The sequence below is a fragment of the Blautia sp. CGZ-1-C1 genome, assembly GCF_056504575.1.
In genome coordinates this window covers 50724-68340 of record NZ_JBWLUT010000096.1, presented here as the reverse complement: position 1 = coordinate 68340, position 17617 = coordinate 50724, and the positions used below count along the sequence as shown (strand labels likewise).

The following is a 17617-nucleotide window of genomic DNA, read 5'->3' as shown; positions in this document are numbered from 1 at the left end:
GATATGGAGATTATAACATCTGTCATCACAAAATATGTAGAACGATGACTCATTTGTTAAAAAATGGATTGGAAAATTCATAATGGAATGGAACTTGAATAACTGCGCGTCTAACTCATCATTGAAGTAACGGGAATGCGACGCGCAGTTATTCAAAATCAGTGGTCAGTTGATTTAAAGGATTGTTACAGGCAGTATCAGAGCAATGGTGCTGCCTTTTTTGCTGCTCTGGGTTACTTTTACCTGGCCGTTGTGCTGTCTGGCAATCTCGCTTACAAGGGCAAGACCCAGACCGGCGCCGCCCATGGCGCGGCTGCGGGATTTGTCCACACGGTAGAAGGGATCAAAGATTTTCTCCTGATTTTCAGGGGAGATACCGATGCCTGTGTCAGTTACCTCCAGGACTGCAGTCTCTGCAGAATGAATGCCTACAGTGACGGAACCGGAAGGCCGGTTATATTTGATTGCATTTTCAACCAGATTATAGACTGCCCGGTACAGAAGGATATAGCTGCCTGTAACAGTACAGTCACCTTCTGTCTGAATAAGCCGGATCTGATGCTTTTCTGCAACCGGGTCCAGATCGCAGAAAACTTCTTCTGTGAGTGCTGCAAGGGAAATGGTATCAGAACGCTCTACAGTCTGAAGGCCTGTCATGTCCAGCAGGATTTCCGCAAGGTGGGAAAGCCGTCCGGTCTGTTCCTGAAGCATGGCGAAAAGCCTGTCGTATTCCTGGTGTGTGTGTTCCGGCTTTTTGTAAAAAACTTCCAGATTTGTCTGCATTACAGCTAAGGGCGTGCGAAGCTCATGTGCTGCACTTGCCACAAACTGCTTCTGCGCAGAGAATGCATTGTCCAGGCGTGCAAGCATGTCATTAAAGGATCTGGTCAGACGTGAGATCTCATCCTCTGAGAGTGGGACTTCCAGCGGTTCAGACAGATTCTGTGCCTGTACCTGGCTGATTTTGTCACTGAATCTGCGCAGGGGGGTCAGGGCTCTTCTGGTGACAAACCAGGTACAGATACTGCTGAGAAGAATAATGATACCTGTGGCAATCATGCTCTGGAACAGAAATTTATTTTTGGTATTCTGGATCTGGTTTTCCAGATCAGGGATGAGGATTTTGGGATCTACATTGATAGAGATCGGGTTTGAATTGTCAGGGGTGACTAGAACCACATAGTCGGAAATCCCTTCCAGACCGGTCACAGCAGAACGGCTGATGAAGAAATACATCAGTGCACAGGCTGTGATAACCAGTCCGGAAATCAGCAATGTGAGCCGCCACTGGAGGGAGAGCCTGCGAGGGGAAAGTTTTTCTGAATAAAATTTCATAGATAAATCCTTTCGTTATAATGACATAGTAGTATTTGGACGCAGATCGCGAAGCGACTGCGTTCATGAGCAAGTAGCGAAGCGGATTGCGAATGTCCGCTTTACATCTGAAAATATTTATTGTACAGATATGAATGATTTTTATTCTTCCAGAATATATCCCTGTCCGATTTTATTTTGTATAGGATCATATCCAAGGGCAGTTCTCAGTTTTTTTCTCAAGGAAGAAATGTGTACCCGGATGGAATTGCTGAAGCTGTTTACGCTGCCATCCCAGAGATGCTCAATCATTTCCTCAGGGCTGATGATCCGGTTGCGGTGAAGCAGAAAGTATTCCAGAAGTGCGCTTTCTTTCCTGGTGAGAGCCAGTGGTGTACCATCTACACTGGCTTCTCTTGTGCGTGTGTCAAAGGTAATGCGGCTACATCTCAGGCAGACATCCTCCTGGATAAATTTACGGCGGGTGAGGCTGCGGATGCGGGCTTCCAGTTCCTCGAAATGAAATGGCTTGGTAAGGTAATCGTTGGCTCCCAGATCCAGACCCTCCACCTTATCCTGGATCTGTACTCTTGCGGAGAGTATGAGAACAGGAGTGTTGGTATTGAAAGTACGGAACTGACGCAGAATGTCCAGACCGTCAATTCCAGGCAGGTTCAGATCCAAAAGAATCAGATCGTAATTCTCTGTCATACATAATTCCAGTCCCTCTTCCCCGTCAAAGCAGGTATCTGTTTCGTATCCGTCCATGCGGAGTCCCTCTGCCATGGAACGGCAGAGCTGTTCTTCGTCTTCTATAATTAAAATGTGCATGATAGTCTCCTTTTTGAATTTCCGGTTTCATAGTTTTATAATATCAAAGTCCAAAGTCCAAAAGCCAGAAGATTGTCAGTGTTTGTACGATAAAATTTTTGACTCTGATATATTATCAATTTTATCATAGCACATTAAGTATAAAATTCGTGTAAAAAAGAAAACGATTTCATATTAAAATATCTGCCTGACTACGTTTCAGATTTGTTTGGGATTGATTACAAAATAAAATTCGAAAAAAAGTTATTTTCTTAACACAGATTTTATTTCTCAGATGCTATAATGTGTGCATATCAATAAAAAAGTGTCTGTCATGTGGGGATGAAATCCAGATTTGCGGACAGATACAGAGAAGTAATTAAAGGTAATATAAAAATCATAACAGTAAAAAATGAAGGGAGTTTACTTACAATGAAAAACAGAAGAATGAGATTAATGGCGATTTTTGCAGCAAGTGTATTAAGTGTGACATCTATGGGAGGTATTGTAACTGTACATGCAGGGGAGGCTCTTGCAGTGCCAGCAGATGAAGCAGGTGTAGTCCAGACGGATGGTAAGGATGTTCAGGCAGCAGAAGATGGCAGTGTGGCAGCTTCCGAGGGTCTGATTGCTGAATCCTTCAAACCCTCAGAGATTGCTCAGCCTGCACAGGATACTTATGAATATCCATTCCTTGGAATGAAATTAGGGATTTCCAAAGACCTGAAAGAGCAGATGGAGAAGAAGAATATTTCCATGTTTACAGATGAGAGATGGGATGACAATGCAGAGGCAGTCACATATGCCACAGCCAGCTGGTGTACCCTGACAGACGAGCAGAAGGATGCAGAGGTGGACAAGATGGGCACCGGATATGACGACTGGCTGAAAAGTCTCAGCAGAGTAGGTGTGATCGGAATGTATGACGAGGAATCCCAGAAAGATCTGGATACGATTACCGGATGCACAGAGCATAAAGAACTGGGCACCAGCAGTGACGGCAAATATAAATATTATCTCAGCACAAACAAGGATGCAGATGCAGACCTGCTAAAGGATGTGGAGGGGATTGAAGTAACACTTACAGAAATGACCCCGTTCCAGATGCTTTCTGCATTTGACCAGCCGCAGGATACTTCTGACAGTACAGATGCAGCTGAAGGAACAAATGTAGGCAAATTTGAAACAACAGGAGTTGACGGAAAAACCTATACACAGGATATCTTCAGCAAATACGATCTGACTATGGTAAATGTTTTTACTACCTGGTGTTCTCCATGTATTAATGAGATTCCTGATCTGGAGAAGCTTTATCAGGAGATGAAGGATAAAGGTGTGGGAGTAGTAGGCGTTACACGGGATACAATAGGCAGTGGTGGAAAACAGGATGAGGAAGCAGTGAAAAAGGCTCAGGTAATTCAGGAGAAAACAAAGGCATCCTATCCATTCCTGATCCCGGATTCCGGAATGATGAACGGACGTCTCAATGGAATCTCCGCTTTCCCGGAAACATTCTTTGTTGACAAAAATGGAAATATTGTAGGCGAGACTTACTCCGGAAGCCACAGCCTGGACGAGTGGAAAGAAATTGTGGAAAAAGAGCTGGCGAATGTAACAGAGGAAAAATAAATGAATAAATTAAAAACCAGCAAAATATGGAACAGTAAATGGCCGGCTGTGATTCTTATGCTTGTGGGAGCCTGCTTTATGGGATATGGAATTTCCCGCGGAGAGCTGGCGGTGGTGTTTACAAAAGCCATTAACATCTGTATGGAATGTGTGGGAATTGGATGATTTAACCGAATCAGGCAGGTTCCTCTTCGGAGGCTGCAAATATCCGCCTGACTGAAACATTGTCATAAGATAAGTCTGTGTATAAGATATGAATGGAAAGAAAATAAATTATCATGAGTAACAAAAAGAACAGCGATAACAAAAGTAATAAGAAACAAAATACAAAAAATATGAAGATTAATGAGTGGCCACGCCACGGAATTCAGGCACTGTGGGCGTTCATTACAAACAGTCATGTTACCGGTTTTGTCACAGGCAAAATTTACACAGGCAAATTGAAAAATGCCTGTGTTCCGGGCCTGAACTGTTATTCCTGTCCAGGTGCTGTTGGTGCCTGTCCTATCGGTTCCCTTCAGGCAGTGATAGGGAGCTGGAATTTCAAGATGGCTTATTATGTGGTAGGATTTCTCATCTTCATCGGGGCTATGGTAGGAAGGCTGATCTGCGGTTTTCTCTGTCCTTTTGGACTGATCCAGGATCTGCTGAATAAGATCCCATTTCCTAAGAAAATCCGTACATTCAAGGGAGATCAACTGCTTCGTAAGCTGAAATATGTGATTTTTGCAGTGTTTGTGATCCTGCTTCCATTGTTCCTTGTGGATATTATGGGACAGGGGGCACCCTATTTCTGCAAACTGATCTGCCCGGCAGGAACACTGGAGGGCGGACTGCCACTGGTGCTTTTGAATAAATCCATGCGCAGTGCACTGGGCTGGCTGTACATATGGAAGAATGTGATCCTTGTCATAACGATCATTCTCTCCATTATGATCTACCGTCCGTTCTGCAAATATATCTGTCCCCTGGGAGCACTTTATTCTGTCTTTAATCCTGTCTCTCTGTATAAATACAGAGTGGATAAAGATAAGTGTATAAAATGCGGAAAATGTGCAAAAGCATGCCAGATGATCGTAGACCCTGTGGAAAACTCCAACAGTCCGGAATGTATCCGCTGTGGAAGATGCCGCAAAGCCTGTCCGACAAATGCAATCCAGTGTGGAATCAAGAGAAAACCACAATCATGAAGAAAATAAAATGATATCAGAGGCATGTATAGAACTGTCATCAGTCAAAATTATTCGGGTTCAGCCATGAGACTATGAATAAAAAGATTGATAATAACAGATATGGAAAAGGGACACCTGACAGATTATAAAAGTAGTCTGTCAGGTGTTTTTGTATATTTTTGGTTACTGTTCACATGCCACTATCCCGCGAGGTGTTTTGGCATGTGAATGCCAAAATCCCGAGACATACCGCGCGAATTTATGCGAATAGCATAAATTCTGTGCATCGCGAAGCGTGTTACTGGGCACGGAGTGAACAGTAACTATTTTTGTTGGAAAATGTATAAAAATATCGAAAAATATATAAAAAACTGGTAAAATCATATTGTGAAAATGCAGAACAGAAAATGAGGTGACTGTATGGCAAAGAAGAGAAGAAAACCGAAGATGGAATTCCGCTATTACCAGATGCCTGCCGGAAGTCCGATTCTGGCTCTTCTGGGGCAGAAGTGGGTTCAGAATTATGGAAATGATGTGGATTATCTTCATTTTCACAATTACCTGGAGATTGGTTTCTGCTATGAAGGGGATGGATTTATGGCGTTTGGTGAGGCTGAAATGCGGTTTTCGGGAAGAGAATTTACGGTGATTCCGCCCAATTATGCTCATACGACTAACAGTGATCTGGGTACGGTTAGTAAATGGGAGTATCTTTTCATAGATGTGGAAGGTTTTATGAAAAAATTTCTGAACAATCCGGTAAAGGCTGAAAAAATGATCCAGAGAATATATTCTAAGGCTTTATTTCTGAAAGAGAATGAGTCTCCCTCCATAGCTGAAAAAATTCTTAAGATTATGAATATCATGCGTGAAGGAGAAGAATTTTATATTGAAGAATCCAGTGGAGTTCTTGCGGCACTACTTGTAGAAATTGCCAGACTGAACCGGGCATCACCGGAAGACAGGGTGGAAGAGGAAACAGGAAAACTTACAAATATGATCACCCGCGTACTGGATTTTGTTTCTTATCACTATATGGAAGACATTCGGATTGAGGATCTGGCGAAGATCTGTCACATCAGTGAAACTCATTTCAGAAGAGTATTTACATCGCATATGAAGGTAAGTCCTCTGGAGTATATTAATTCTGTGCGGATTCATACTGCCTGTGAATTTTTGCAGACAACAGATATACCGGTGGCAGATATTGCGCACAAATGTGGTTTCACGACCAATTCAACGTTTAACCGGAACTTCAGACAGATAATGGGAGTGACGCCGGTTGAATGGAGAAAGCGGCCGGAGAATTATGAACAGCAGCTTTTGGATTTCGATATTCATTCAGAGGAAGGATGGTAAAAAGTTATGAACTATAAGATTGTGGAGCAGGTATCAAGAAAGAAAAAGAGTATGTCCGGAGTCCTGCGTGTGGTAATGATTGTTTTTGCAGTGCTTTTTGTGGTTATGGGAATCACGATTTCCCAGGCATTTATGCTTCCGGGATTTCTGCTTGCAGGGCTGTATTTTGTCTTTGATATATTCAGTCAGAAGGATTATGAATACACGATGGAAAACGGTCAGTTTGAAATAGATGTGATCTATGGCAAGAAGTATCGCAAAACAGCTCATATATTGGAGTTGAGCAGTCTGGAGACAGTGGCACCGCACTGGCATGAAAGTGTTGCAAGGTACAAAAGGAATGGCGGAACGGAGAAACTGAAAAAGTACGATTATACCTCTTATGATGATGATACTCCTTACTACACAATGATTATCCGGGAAGACGGGCACAAGATAAAACTGCTTCTTGATCTTAATGAGGAACTGCTTCATGCGATGAAGACACAATGTCCTGGTAAAGTCTATTTTGCATAAAATGAATTAAAAATTGTAAAATATGTACAAAAATTTAATAAAAAATTTATGAAATAAGAACAAAGGTCATTTTCAAAGACAAAAAAATATAATTTTTTGTCCATGAAAGTGGCTTTTATCATAAAAATGACATGGCAAAAGCGGTGCAAATGAGAAAGTGAACAAAAAACGGATTTTTTGGCATTTCAAATAGTGCAAAATACATAAAATGGTCGAAATTGCACATTATGTGTACGGTTATGCAAACTATACCTGAAAATCGGATGCTATAATTAGCTTACAAGCGATTCGGAAGAAAGAATAAGCTTAATAAAGGAGGACATAAATATGAGAAAAAAATTACTCGCAGTATTAATGACCGGTGCTATGGTAGCATCCTTTGCAGGATCAGCTACAGTTGTTTCAGCGAAATCTGATGATGACAACAAGTTAACCGTATGGGCATGGGATCAGAACTTCAATATCAAATCCATGCAGATCGCAGCAGATCAGTATGCAAAAGATCATGAGGGATTTTCTGTAGATATTATAGAGACATCTTCTGATGACTGCCAGACTAAACTGACAACAGCAGCAAATGCAGGCGATTACAGCACACTTCCTGATATCGTTCTTATGCAGGACAACAGCTATCAGAAATATCTGAAGAGCTATCCGGATGCATTCACAGATCTGAAAGATATCAACATTAACTGGGATGATTTTGGTAAACTGAAACAATCCTATTCCATGGTAGATGATACACACTACGGTGTTCCGTTTGATAACGGTGCTGTTATTGCATGCTATCGTACAGATATCCTTGACGAAGCAGGATATACAATTGATGATCTGACAGATATCACATGGTCCAAATTCATGGAAATCGGTAAAGATGTTCATGAAAAAACAGGCAAATATCTTCTTACAAGTGAAGCTACAGGCGGCGATACTCTGATGATGATGATGCAGTCCTGCGGAGCTAACTTTGTAAACGAAGATGGCGAAGCTTACATCGTAGGCAATGAAGTGGCAGAGAAATGTATCAATCTTTATGTAGATCTGGTTAAGAATGACGTTGTTAAACTTGTAAATAACTGGGATGAATATATCGCTACTATTACAGGCGGTGAGGCAGCAGGTATCGTAAATGGTAACTGGATCACAGCTACTCTGATGTCTACAGAAGACCAGAAGGGTCTGTGGCAGATTACAACAATGCCTAAAGTAGATGATGTTGATACAGCTACAAATTATGCAAACAATGGTGGATCTTCCTGGTATATTACATCCAACTGCCAGAATGTAGAACTCGCAGAAGATTTCCTTGCAAGCACATTTGGTTCCAGTACAGAGTTCTATGATGCAATCCTTCCGGAAGCAGGTGCAATCTCCTGTTATCTGCCGGCAGGTGAATCTGAGGTTTACAACGAGCCAAATGAATTTTTCGGTGGACAGCCAATCTTCTCAACAATTGTAGAATACTCTTCTCATATTCCGGAGTTCACAAAAACACCGTATCACTATGAAGCAAGAGAATGTGTCAACACAGCAGTTGTAAATATTGTAAACGGTACATCTGTAGAAGATGCTCTTCAGGAAGCTCAGGATACTCTGGCATTCAAGATGACTGAATAAATTCTGATCGCAGGATCAGATGATGTCAGGATTGCGGGAACAGTGAAACTGTGAAGCAATCTGTAGACAGTAATTAAGTGAATGAAAACAGGTAAGTGCGGGGGACTGCCAGCAGTCCCCCATTTTACTGCAAAGAGTTGGTAATTGTCCGGCAAAATGCTGAACAGTTACAGAGTTTTTTGAAAGGAGGAGTTCACGTGAATTCCAAGAAAAAAGGTATGTCTCTGCTTGGCAAGCAGAGAGCTGCAGGATGGATGTTTCTGGCCCCTGCAACTATCATGATCGCGATCATGAGCTTTTATCCAATGATACGTGCATTTATCATTTCCCTGCAGACCGGAGCCGGAGCAAATATGAGATTTGCAGATCCGATCTTCAGCAACTATAAACGTATTCTGGCAGACAAGGTATTTCAGCAGTCTATTGCAAATACATTCCTGTATCTGATCATTCAGGTGCCAATCATGCTGATACTGGCAATTCTTCTGGCACAGCTTCTGAATAACAAAGATTTGAAATTTAAGGGATTTTTCCGTACCTGTGTATTTCTTCCATGTGCGACATCTCTGGTATCCTATTCATTGATCTTCCGTTCCATGTTTGCTACAGATGGTCTGATCAACAGTATTCTGATCAAACTTGGAATCTTATCTACCGGCTATAACTTCCTGGGAAATTCCGCCAGTGCCAAGATTGTAATTATCCTTGCGCTGATCTGGAGATGGACCGGATATAATATGGTGTTCTATCTGGCAGGACTTCAGAATATCGAATATTCTGTATATGAAGCAGCCAAGATTGACGGTGCCAATGGCTGGAAGACTTTCTGGAAGATTACAGTTCCGCTTCTGAAACCGACAATTATCATGACATTCATCATGTCAATTAATGGTACACTGCAGTTGTTCGATGAGTCTGTCAACCTGACAAAGGGTGGACCGGCAAACTCAACAATCACAATGTCCCACTATATTTACAATACATGTTTTATTAACGTACCAAACTTTGGATATGCAGCAGCAATGTCATTTATCATATTCATTATGGTAGCTGTACTTGCATTTATTAATTTGAAAGTAGGTGATACACGTGACTAAGAAAAACAAATCAGCCATTCAGAGAAGATTGATCCCAACCTATATTTTTCTGATCATCGTGTCATTTATTTCAGTATTCCCGTTATACTGGATGATCTCAGCCGCAACTAATACATCCACAGATGTGTCACGTGGACGAATCATTCCGGGAAGCCATTTTATGGAAAACTTCCGTAATCTTACAGCCCAGCAGCCACTGTGGAGAGCACTTGGAAACTCTTTCTTTTATGCAATCCTTACTACAGTGATCTGTCTTCTGGTCTGCTCTATTGCAGGTTACGGATTTGAAGTTTACCATGATAAGTGGAAAGACAGAGTATTTTCAATCCTGCTTCTGGCTATGATGGTTCCGCAGGTTGCAACTATGGTTCCGTTGTTCAAAATGTTTTCCAAGGCGGGACTTCTGAATACAGCAGTAGGTTTTATCCTTCCGATTATTTCCACACCGTTTATGATCATGATGTTCCGTCAGAATGCCAGATCATTCCCGGTTGATATTATTGAAGCTGCACGTATTGACGGACTCAGCGAAGTAAGGATTTTCTTCCAGATGTTCATTCCTACAATGAAATCTACATATGCGGCAGCTGCTGTTATTACCTTTATGAATGCATGGAACTCCTATCTGTGGCCAAAGGTAATCATGACAGACAACAAGGCAATGACCATGCCAATGCTGATCGCCAACCTGATCACAGGTTATGTGACAGATTATGGTATGCTGATGTGCGGTGTATTGTTCTGTTCTATTCCTACAATGATCGTATTCTTTGTATTACAGAAACAGTTTGCAGAAGGTATTACCGGAGCAGTCAAATAAAAAACCTGAGAAAGGGAACACCCGGCAGATTACGAAAAGTAATTTTGCCGGGTGTTTTTGCCTGTTTATAAATAAATACATTCAAATTTGAGTAGGCATAATGAAAAAAGTACGGTAAAATAGATAGAGTACAGAAAGTACTTTTCCAGAATAAAACAAGAAGGGGGAGGGCCATGTCCGAAGTAAAGAATAAGAAAAAGAAATCAAGTATTATTCAGATCAGTATCGGTGTTCTGGCAGTTATTCTGGCTATCCTTATTATCATAATGATGGGAATTGTCTCAGATATTCAGGGAACGGCCCGTATTGTAAATTATACCGGTTTAGTCAGGGGAGAGACACAGAGACTCATAAAACTGGAGCTTTCCACGCAACAGGAAAATGAGATGATCCATGAGATAAGAACTTTTTATTGATGGTTTGCGAAATGGAAATGATGAATTAAATCTTGTGCGTCTCGATGATGTTGATTTTCAGAAAAAAATGCAGGAACTGGATGACAAATTCTCTGACCTGTATAAGAAAATTTATCTTGTGAGGTTTAAAGGGGCCAGAAACACAGATATTATTCCGGAAAGTGAGGAGTTTTTTGTGATCTGTGATGAAGCAACAGGTCTGGCTGAAAAATATTCGCAGAAAAAAGCCACATCCTTATCATTGCTTGAAAAATATATCACAGCAGATATTGTTGTATTGATGCTGCTGATCGGATATGAGTTTATCAAAGCAATACAATATGCTGCAATGAACCGTCTGCTGCAGCGAAAGGTATATCTGGATGATGCGACGGGACTTCCGAACAAAAATAAATGTGAAGAATTGCTGAATGAGGAAGAACCGGATGCAGATATCGGTGTCTGTAGTTTTGATCTTAATAATCTCCGGCGTATTAATGACAGCAGAGGACATGAAGCCGGTGATGCCTATATCCGTAGATTTGCTATCTGCCTGCGGGATTCCATGCCGGCTGAGCAGTTTGTGGGAAGAGCAGGTGGAGATGAATTTCTTGCAGTTACCCACGGACTGGACAGAGAACAGATGACACAGTGTCTTGAAAAGGTGCGCAGGGATATGACAGAGGAATCCAGAGTGTATCCGGATACTCCCCTAAGCTATGCGGTGGGATTTGCACTGGCCGGCGATTTTCCCGGAAGTACAATGAGAGAACTGTTTAACTGCGCAGACAAAAACATGTATATCAATAAGAATCATGTGAAACGGGAAGAGGCTGCAGCAGAAAAGAATCAGGGATATCAGCTGTTAAAGCTGCTTAATCAGCACGGCAGTAATTTCTCAGACTGTCTGTATTGTGATGCCAGGATGGATACTTATCGGGCGATTCGTTCCAGTGAAAATTTTTTCCTGGCCTCTGATGGTGCATATTCCGGTGCTGTGGAACAGATCATAGAGGAACAGATTGAAAAGTCCTGTCAGGCAGATATCCGTGAAGGACTGCAGATTTCGGAGCTTCAAAAGAAGATGCATACGAAGGAAGATGTGCTGGAATATGAGTATAATATCGGAAAACAGGGGGCATATAACCGCCTGACACTGATTCCGGTGGACTGGGATGAGGACAAAAAGCTGCATCATTTTCTTCTGGCATTTGAAACCATCCGAAAGACTTCTGAAGGCCAGACAGGGGCAAAAGAGCAGCTGCAGCTTTATTATGAACAGCTGAAACAGTCTATCCTGGAAAATGACAGCTATGTGGATGCACTTCTGGAATTGTCAGATGTGATCTATACAGTAAATCTGACAAAGGATGTTTTGGAAAGAAGGATCGTACTGAATGGAAAAGAACAGAAGAGTCGGGAGCTTTTTATGGACTATCCGCTTCCATGTTCTTATCAGGATTACTGTTGGGAATATGAGAAAAAAATCACCCAGGAAACAATTGCCGGTTACTGCATGACAGATAATTGTGAAAAGCTTCGTAAGAGGTTTGAAAACGGAGAAACAAATATGTCTGTGGAATATTGTGCCCGCGAAGATGATGGAAGTATCCGATGGGTACAGAAAACAGTTCTTATGACCAGAGTGGTAGTGTTTGATACAGAAATCCTTGCTGAGGTACCCATGATCTATGCAATCATTCTGTTGCAGGATACCACACAGAGGCATGAACGGGATGAACAGGAACAGGCGCGCCTTCAGGCCGCATTCAATGAGATGCGTGCCGAGAGCAGGGCGAAAACGAATTTCCTCAGCCGTATGAGCCATGATATCAGGACACCTTTGAATGGTATTATTGGTCTGTTAAAGATTGATGAGACTCATTTTGAGGATAAGGCACTGATACGGGAAAATCATAAAAAGATGAAGATAGCAGCGGATTACCTGCTTTCCCTTATCAATGATGTTTTGCAGATGAGTAAAATAGAGGAAGGTCATATTGTTCTGACTCATGAATATATCTATCTTAAAGATCTGGTCTATGAGATTGAGAGTATTATCACTCACAGGGCAGCAGGTGAGGATATTCAGTGGATTTATGAGAAAAATAAGGAGGATATTCCTTATCCGTATGTCTATGGAAGCTCACTGCATCTTCGTCAGATTTTTCTGAATATCTATGGAAACTGTATTAAGTATAACCGACCGGGAGGAAAGATTACTACGGTAATGGAGGTAGCAGATGTACATGATGGAATCTGTACATACAGATGGACGATTTCTGATACAGGTATAGGGATGAGTCCGGAGTTCCTGAGCCATATTTTTGATCCGTTTTCACAGGAAAAAACAGATGCCCGGAGTGTTTATCAGGGAACCGGTCTGGGAATGGCGATTGCCAGGGGATTGATTGAGCAGATGAATGGAAGTATTGAAGTGACAAGTCAGGTGGGCATTGGCTCTGTGTTTGTCATTACCATTCCCTTTGAAATTGCCCAGGAACAGAAAAGGGATGAGGAACTTGCAGAGAAATATGATATTCGTGGATTGCATCTGCTGGCAGCCGAGGATAATGAGCTTAATGCAGAAATCGTAGAAATGCTGCTGACAGATGACGGTGCGAAGGTTACAGTTGTAAAAAATGGCAGACAGGCAGTGGAGCACTTCGAAAGTAATCCTCTGGGAACCTTTGATGCCATATTGATGGATGTCATGATGCCTGTTATGGATGGTATTGCAGCAACAAAAGCCATACGTGCCATGGACAGGGCGGATGCAAAAATAATTCCGATCATTGCAATGACTGCAAATGCATTTGAGGAAGATGCAAAAAGATGTCTCGCAGCCGGCATGACCGCACATCTGGCAAAACCATTTCAGATAGAAGATGTGGAGAAAACCATTGTGGAGTGCTGTGGAAGGTGATGTCATCTGCAAGATCTGTTGCCATCAGTAAATTATCAGAAGCAGAGTTAAAAGTCTGGATGACAAAAATATGAGTAGAGAAAGGCGTAAGTCACAGAAATGTGGGTTGCGTCTTTTTTGTCTGAAAAACGTAAAAATATTATGAATATAGAATCATAAAACGTGATGACCTTGTTGAGGAAAGAAGCCGGCTGACAGTTCACAAATTCTTCACAAAATAATTAGCACTCACCTATTGACAGTGCTAATAATAAGTGTTATATTACAGCTAGAACAAAGGAAGGGGAACAAAAAGAGAACAAAGAAATAAGTTCTATGAGATTCCTGATAACCTAAGTTCCAAAGAAACAAGGTAAAGATGCATAACTGAGAGTCCATCATATACAGATGGACGGTATAGAAAAGGAGAGATGACTTATGTTGATGCCTAGTATTTTTGGAGAAAATTTATTTGATGACTTTTTTGGAGATTTTCCATTTTATTATGATGACAGAGCAATGAAAGATACAGAGAAGAAACTTTACGGACGCAGAGCCAGCCATATAATGAAAACCGATATCAAGGAAACTGATAAAGGCTATGAACTGGTCGTAGATCTTCCGGGATTTACCAAAGATGAAGTAAAGGCTGACCTGGAGAATGGTTATCTGACTATCAGCGCTGAGAAAGGCCTGGACAAAGATGAGCAGGAAAAAGAGACAGGACGTTATATCCGTAAGGAACGTTACGCAGGTGCCTGTAGCCGTAGCTTCTATGTAGGTAAAGAAGTTGAGAAAGAAGACATTAAAGCAGAATTCAAACATGGTATCCTCACATTATTTGTACCAAAGAAAGAAGCAAAACCAGCAGTAGAACAGAAGAAAACAATTGCCATTGAAGGCTGATGAATAAATATTCTGACTGACCCGTTGAGGGTCAGCCAGAGATTAAGAACAGACAGATATAAAAAATAAAAGCTTACACTAAAAGATTGAAGATAAAAGGTTGAAAAAACCTGTAAAGATAGATTTGGAAAGTAAATCTGGTGAACAGATTTGACATATATAAAATATATTAGAAAAGGAGATATGACTTATGTTAATGCCTAGTATTTTTGGAGAAAATTTATTTGATGACTTTTTTGGAGATTTCCCATTCTATTATGATGACAGAGCAATGAAAGATGCAGAGAAGAAACTTTATGGACATAAAGCAAATCATGTAATGAAAACTGATATCAAGGAAATGAATAACGGATACGAACTGGTTGTAGATCTTCCGGGATTTAAGAAAGATGAAGTCCATGCAGCACTTGAAAATGGTTATCTGACTATCAGTGCAGAGAAAGGCCTGGACAAAGACGAGAAGGAAAAAGAGACAGGACGTTATATCCGCAGAGAACGTTATGCAGGTGCCTGCAGTCGTAGCTTTTATGTAGGTAAAGAAGTACATCAGGACGACATCAAAGCAGAATTCAAACATGGTATCCTGACATTATTTGTTCCGAAGAAAGAAGCAAAGCCAGCAGTGGAACAGAAGCACAGCATCTCCATTGAAGGATAATAGATGTTAAGTTACAGCAACGGGAGGTCAAATCTTTTGGCTTCCCGTTGTTTGCATAATGAGGATTGCAGAAATATGAAGTCAGGAATGATTGCGTTAGAATGTGTTTATGAGGGAAGGTGATGATATTGAAAAGAGACTACTATGAAGTTCTGGGCGTGAACAAAAACGCGGATGCAGCAACGATTAAGAAAGCATACAGAAAACTGGCCAAGAAATATCATCCGGACAGTAATGAGGGAAATGCTTCGGCAGCAGAGCACTTTAAGGAAGTAAATGAAGCCTATGATGTTCTGAGTGATGAGAAGAAGCGTAAACTGTATGATCAGTTTGGCCACGCTGCTTTTGAAGAAGGTGCCGGTAATTATGGAAACGCACAGGGCAGTGGATTTGGCGGAGCGCAAGGCAATCCATTTGGCAGCGGTTTCCATGGTTCGTACAGTGATGGCAATGGTTATCATGAATATCATTTTGAAAATGGCGAAGATATGGATGATATCCTGAAGAACCTTTTTGGTGGTGGATTTAAGAAGAGTAAATCATCAGGTGGTTTTGGAAGCAGCGGATTTGGAGGCAGTGGCTTTCACGGAAGTGGTTTTGGCGGTTTCGGAAGTAACGGAACTGATGGATTCGGCAGTGGCTTTGGTACAGGTGGAAGTGATTTTCGCAGTCAGGGCTTTGGCGGTTCTTACAGCAGCAAAGGTGAGGATCTTCATGCAGAGGTTACTGTCAGCTTTGATGAAGCTGCTTTTGGTGGCAAGAAGGTTATCCGCCTGCAGAGCAGTAATGGTGGCGTCCAGAACTATGAAGTCAATATTCCGGCAGGTATTGAATCCGGTAAATCTATCAGACTTAAAGGAAAAGGCTATCCGGGAGTTGGCGGAGGTGAAGCCGGTGATCTGCTTCTGAAAGTAAATGTTCAGGATAAACCCGGATATAAACGGGAAGGCAGAGATGTTTACACAACAGTGAATATCCCATTTACAACAGCAGTATTTGGCGGTGAGGCGAAGGTTCACACTATTTACGGTGATGTTCTCTGTAACATTAAACCGGGTACTCAGTCCGGAACGAAGATACGTCTGAGAGGTAAAGGTATTGTTGCAATGAATAATCCGTCTGTGCACGGTGATGAATATGCAACTGTACAGATTGAAGTTCCGACCAGTCTGACACCGGAAGCAAGACGCAAACTGAAAGAATTCGAACAGGAATGTAATGGAAACCGCAGAAGCCGTGGATTTGGCAGCGGGAGTGCGGCGTGAAGAGTAATCAGAAATATTTTTGAAAGAGAAACGAAAAGGATACATGCACAGTAACATTACCGTGTATGTATCCTTTTGTCATAATAGGGAAAAATATTCTGTGAGCTTTTTCTGATATAAAATATTGTTTATCTGGGTTCCTTTCCATCACGGAAGAGCATCATCATTTCCTTGGTCAGGCTGATATTATTGCCCTGATCCGGGATTTTATCACGTTCTACCCACTGTGCCATGGAGAGTTCTTCATGGTCAACGGTCAGGGTATCATCACCGTCTACATCACAGAAGAATCCAAACAGCAGAGAGCCGCTGAAGGACCATGGCTGGCTCTTGTAGTAGCGGAGATTTTTGACTTTCAGACCTACTTCTTCCATTACTTCACGGTGTACGGTTTCTTCGATGGTTTCCCCGATTTCTGCGAAACCTGCAATCAAAGCATAGCGTTTGAAGTTGCGTCCCTCATATTTGGAGAGGATGATCTTATCTTTGTTTGTAATCCCCACAATAACAGCAGGGCACAGAACCGGATATTCGTGATTGCCACAGGAAGGGCATTCCATCATACGTTCCTTCTGGCTGTGAACCATTGGTTTTCCGCAGCAGCCACAATGCTGACGTTTGCTGTACCACTGGAACAACTGATGTCCTGTAATCCCTGCAAATGCCAGATGTTGCGGATGTGCAGTACGCAGGACACGTACATCCTGAAATTCATAGTCAGGAAGAAGTGCATTATCCAGATGTGGAATCAGATAAAAGCGCTGGTCATCAATGGAGAAGAGGTAGATATAGTTCACATAAAGATTATCGAGCCGTCCCTCTAATTCCTGGAAACGTGGAAATGTGATTGCCTCTTCGCGATTCTGTCGGGGAAGAAGAATTCTGCCATTTTCATAGGTGAGGATGAAGCTGTCTTTATCCGGGGCAGATGGTTTGTATTCGTTATGGTAAATATGTGGTGCGATGTCTTGAATCATAATGTAATAGTCCTTTTCTGAAAAATATGAGGAGATAATGAGAATACCCTGAAAGGTACAGACTGTTTAACAGCCGGTTTATTATCTGCTCATAGTATATTCCTGAGCTTTTATAAAAGCAAGAGACAAAAATATCTGATTATAAAAAGATATTTCAAAAAAATAGTATGCTCTGAA

General features: G+C 41.7%; 16 protein-coding genes. 13 read left to right on the top strand and 3 right to left on the bottom strand.

The window, feature by feature from the left end:
- Positions 1–174: 174 nt before the first annotated feature.
- Together AC058W_RS08555 and AC058W_RS08550 are read right to left on the bottom strand one after the other, a co-directional pair.
- Positions 175–1335 (bottom strand): sensor histidine kinase, encoded by a 1161-nt coding sequence (locus tag AC058W_RS08555; protein WP_479389970.1) that lies wholly within the window; start codon positions 1333–1335, stop codon positions 175–177.
- Between the two features lie 141 nt (positions 1336–1476).
- The gene (locus tag AC058W_RS08550; RefSeq protein WP_117845892.1) at positions 1477–2145 is read right to left on the bottom strand and encodes a response regulator transcription factor; all 669 of its coding nucleotides are present in this window, start codon (positions 2143–2145) and stop codon (positions 1477–1479) included.
- A gap of 411 nt (positions 2146–2556) precedes the next feature.
- Between AC058W_RS08550 and AC058W_RS08545 the strand changes: the two genes are divergently transcribed.
- From AC058W_RS08545 to AC058W_RS08485, 13 genes are all read left to right on the top strand, one after another.
- Entirely contained in the window at positions 2557–3753 is a 1197-nt protein-coding gene (locus tag AC058W_RS08545) for a TlpA family protein disulfide reductase (protein WP_118137283.1), read from the top strand.
- A complete protein-coding gene (locus AC058W_RS08540; protein ID WP_019160354.1) occupies positions 3754–3918 on the top strand; it encodes a CD1871A family CXXC motif-containing protein in 165 nt (54 codons plus the stop codon). It begins immediately after the preceding gene.
- Positions 3919–4031: 113 nt separating this feature from the next.
- The gene (locus tag AC058W_RS08535; protein ID WP_330489872.1) at positions 4032–4943 is read left to right on the top strand and encodes a 4Fe-4S binding protein; all 912 of its coding nucleotides are present in this window, start codon (positions 4032–4034) and stop codon (positions 4941–4943) included.
- A gap of 402 nt (positions 4944–5345) precedes the next feature.
- Positions 5346–6284, top strand: coding sequence for a helix-turn-helix domain-containing protein (locus tag AC058W_RS08530; RefSeq protein WP_242986767.1), 939 nt, complete (start codon positions 5346–5348; stop codon positions 6282–6284).
- A gap of 6 nt (positions 6285–6290) precedes the next feature.
- Positions 6291–6800, top strand: a complete 510-nt coding sequence (locus AC058W_RS08525) for a hypothetical protein (protein ID WP_173684579.1) — start codon at positions 6291–6293, stop codon at positions 6798–6800.
- 327 nt (positions 6801–7127) lie between these two features.
- A complete protein-coding gene (locus AC058W_RS08520; protein WP_118137245.1) occupies positions 7128–8417 on the top strand; it encodes an ABC transporter substrate-binding protein in 1290 nt (429 codons plus the stop codon).
- 197 nt (positions 8418–8614) lie between these two features.
- The gene (locus AC058W_RS08515; protein ID WP_117675981.1) at positions 8615–9514 is read left to right on the top strand and encodes a carbohydrate ABC transporter permease; all 900 of its coding nucleotides are present in this window, start codon (positions 8615–8617) and stop codon (positions 9512–9514) included.
- Positions 9507–10334, top strand: a complete 828-nt coding sequence (locus AC058W_RS08510) for a carbohydrate ABC transporter permease (protein WP_178762164.1) — start codon at positions 9507–9509, stop codon at positions 10332–10334. The genes AC058W_RS08515 and AC058W_RS08510 overlap by 8 nt, the downstream gene beginning before the upstream one ends.
- 173 nt (positions 10335–10507) lie before the next feature.
- Positions 10508–10750 carry a hypothetical protein gene (locus tag AC058W_RS08505; RefSeq protein WP_479389969.1) on the top strand — a complete coding sequence of 81 codons (243 nt, stop codon included), beginning with the start codon at positions 10508–10510 and terminating at the stop codon, positions 10748–10750.
- Between the two features lie 4 nt (positions 10751–10754).
- Positions 10755–13655: an ATP-binding protein gene (locus AC058W_RS08500; RefSeq protein ID WP_479389968.1), complete on the top strand. Its 2901-nt coding sequence runs from the start codon at positions 10755–10757 to the stop codon at positions 13653–13655.
- Positions 13656–14072: 417 nt separating this feature from the next.
- Positions 14073–14540 carry an Hsp20/alpha crystallin family protein gene (locus tag AC058W_RS08495; protein ID WP_008705428.1) on the top strand — a complete coding sequence of 156 codons (468 nt, stop codon included), beginning with the start codon at positions 14073–14075 and terminating at the stop codon, positions 14538–14540.
- 190 nt (positions 14541–14730) lie between these two features.
- Positions 14731–15198 carry an Hsp20/alpha crystallin family protein gene (locus AC058W_RS08490; RefSeq protein WP_019160363.1) on the top strand — a complete coding sequence of 156 codons (468 nt, stop codon included), beginning with the start codon at positions 14731–14733 and terminating at the stop codon, positions 15196–15198.
- Between the two features lie 125 nt (positions 15199–15323).
- Positions 15324–16463, top strand: a complete 1140-nt coding sequence (locus AC058W_RS08485) for a DnaJ C-terminal domain-containing protein (RefSeq protein WP_479389972.1) — start codon at positions 15324–15326, stop codon at positions 16461–16463.
- A gap of 128 nt (positions 16464–16591) precedes the next feature.
- On the opposite strand, the gene nudC is transcribed toward AC058W_RS08485, so the two are convergent.
- Entirely contained in the window at positions 16592–17440 is an 849-nt protein-coding gene (gene nudC / locus AC058W_RS08480) for an NAD(+) diphosphatase (RefSeq protein ID WP_118247774.1), read from the bottom strand.
- Positions 17441–17617 lie beyond the last annotated feature (177 nt).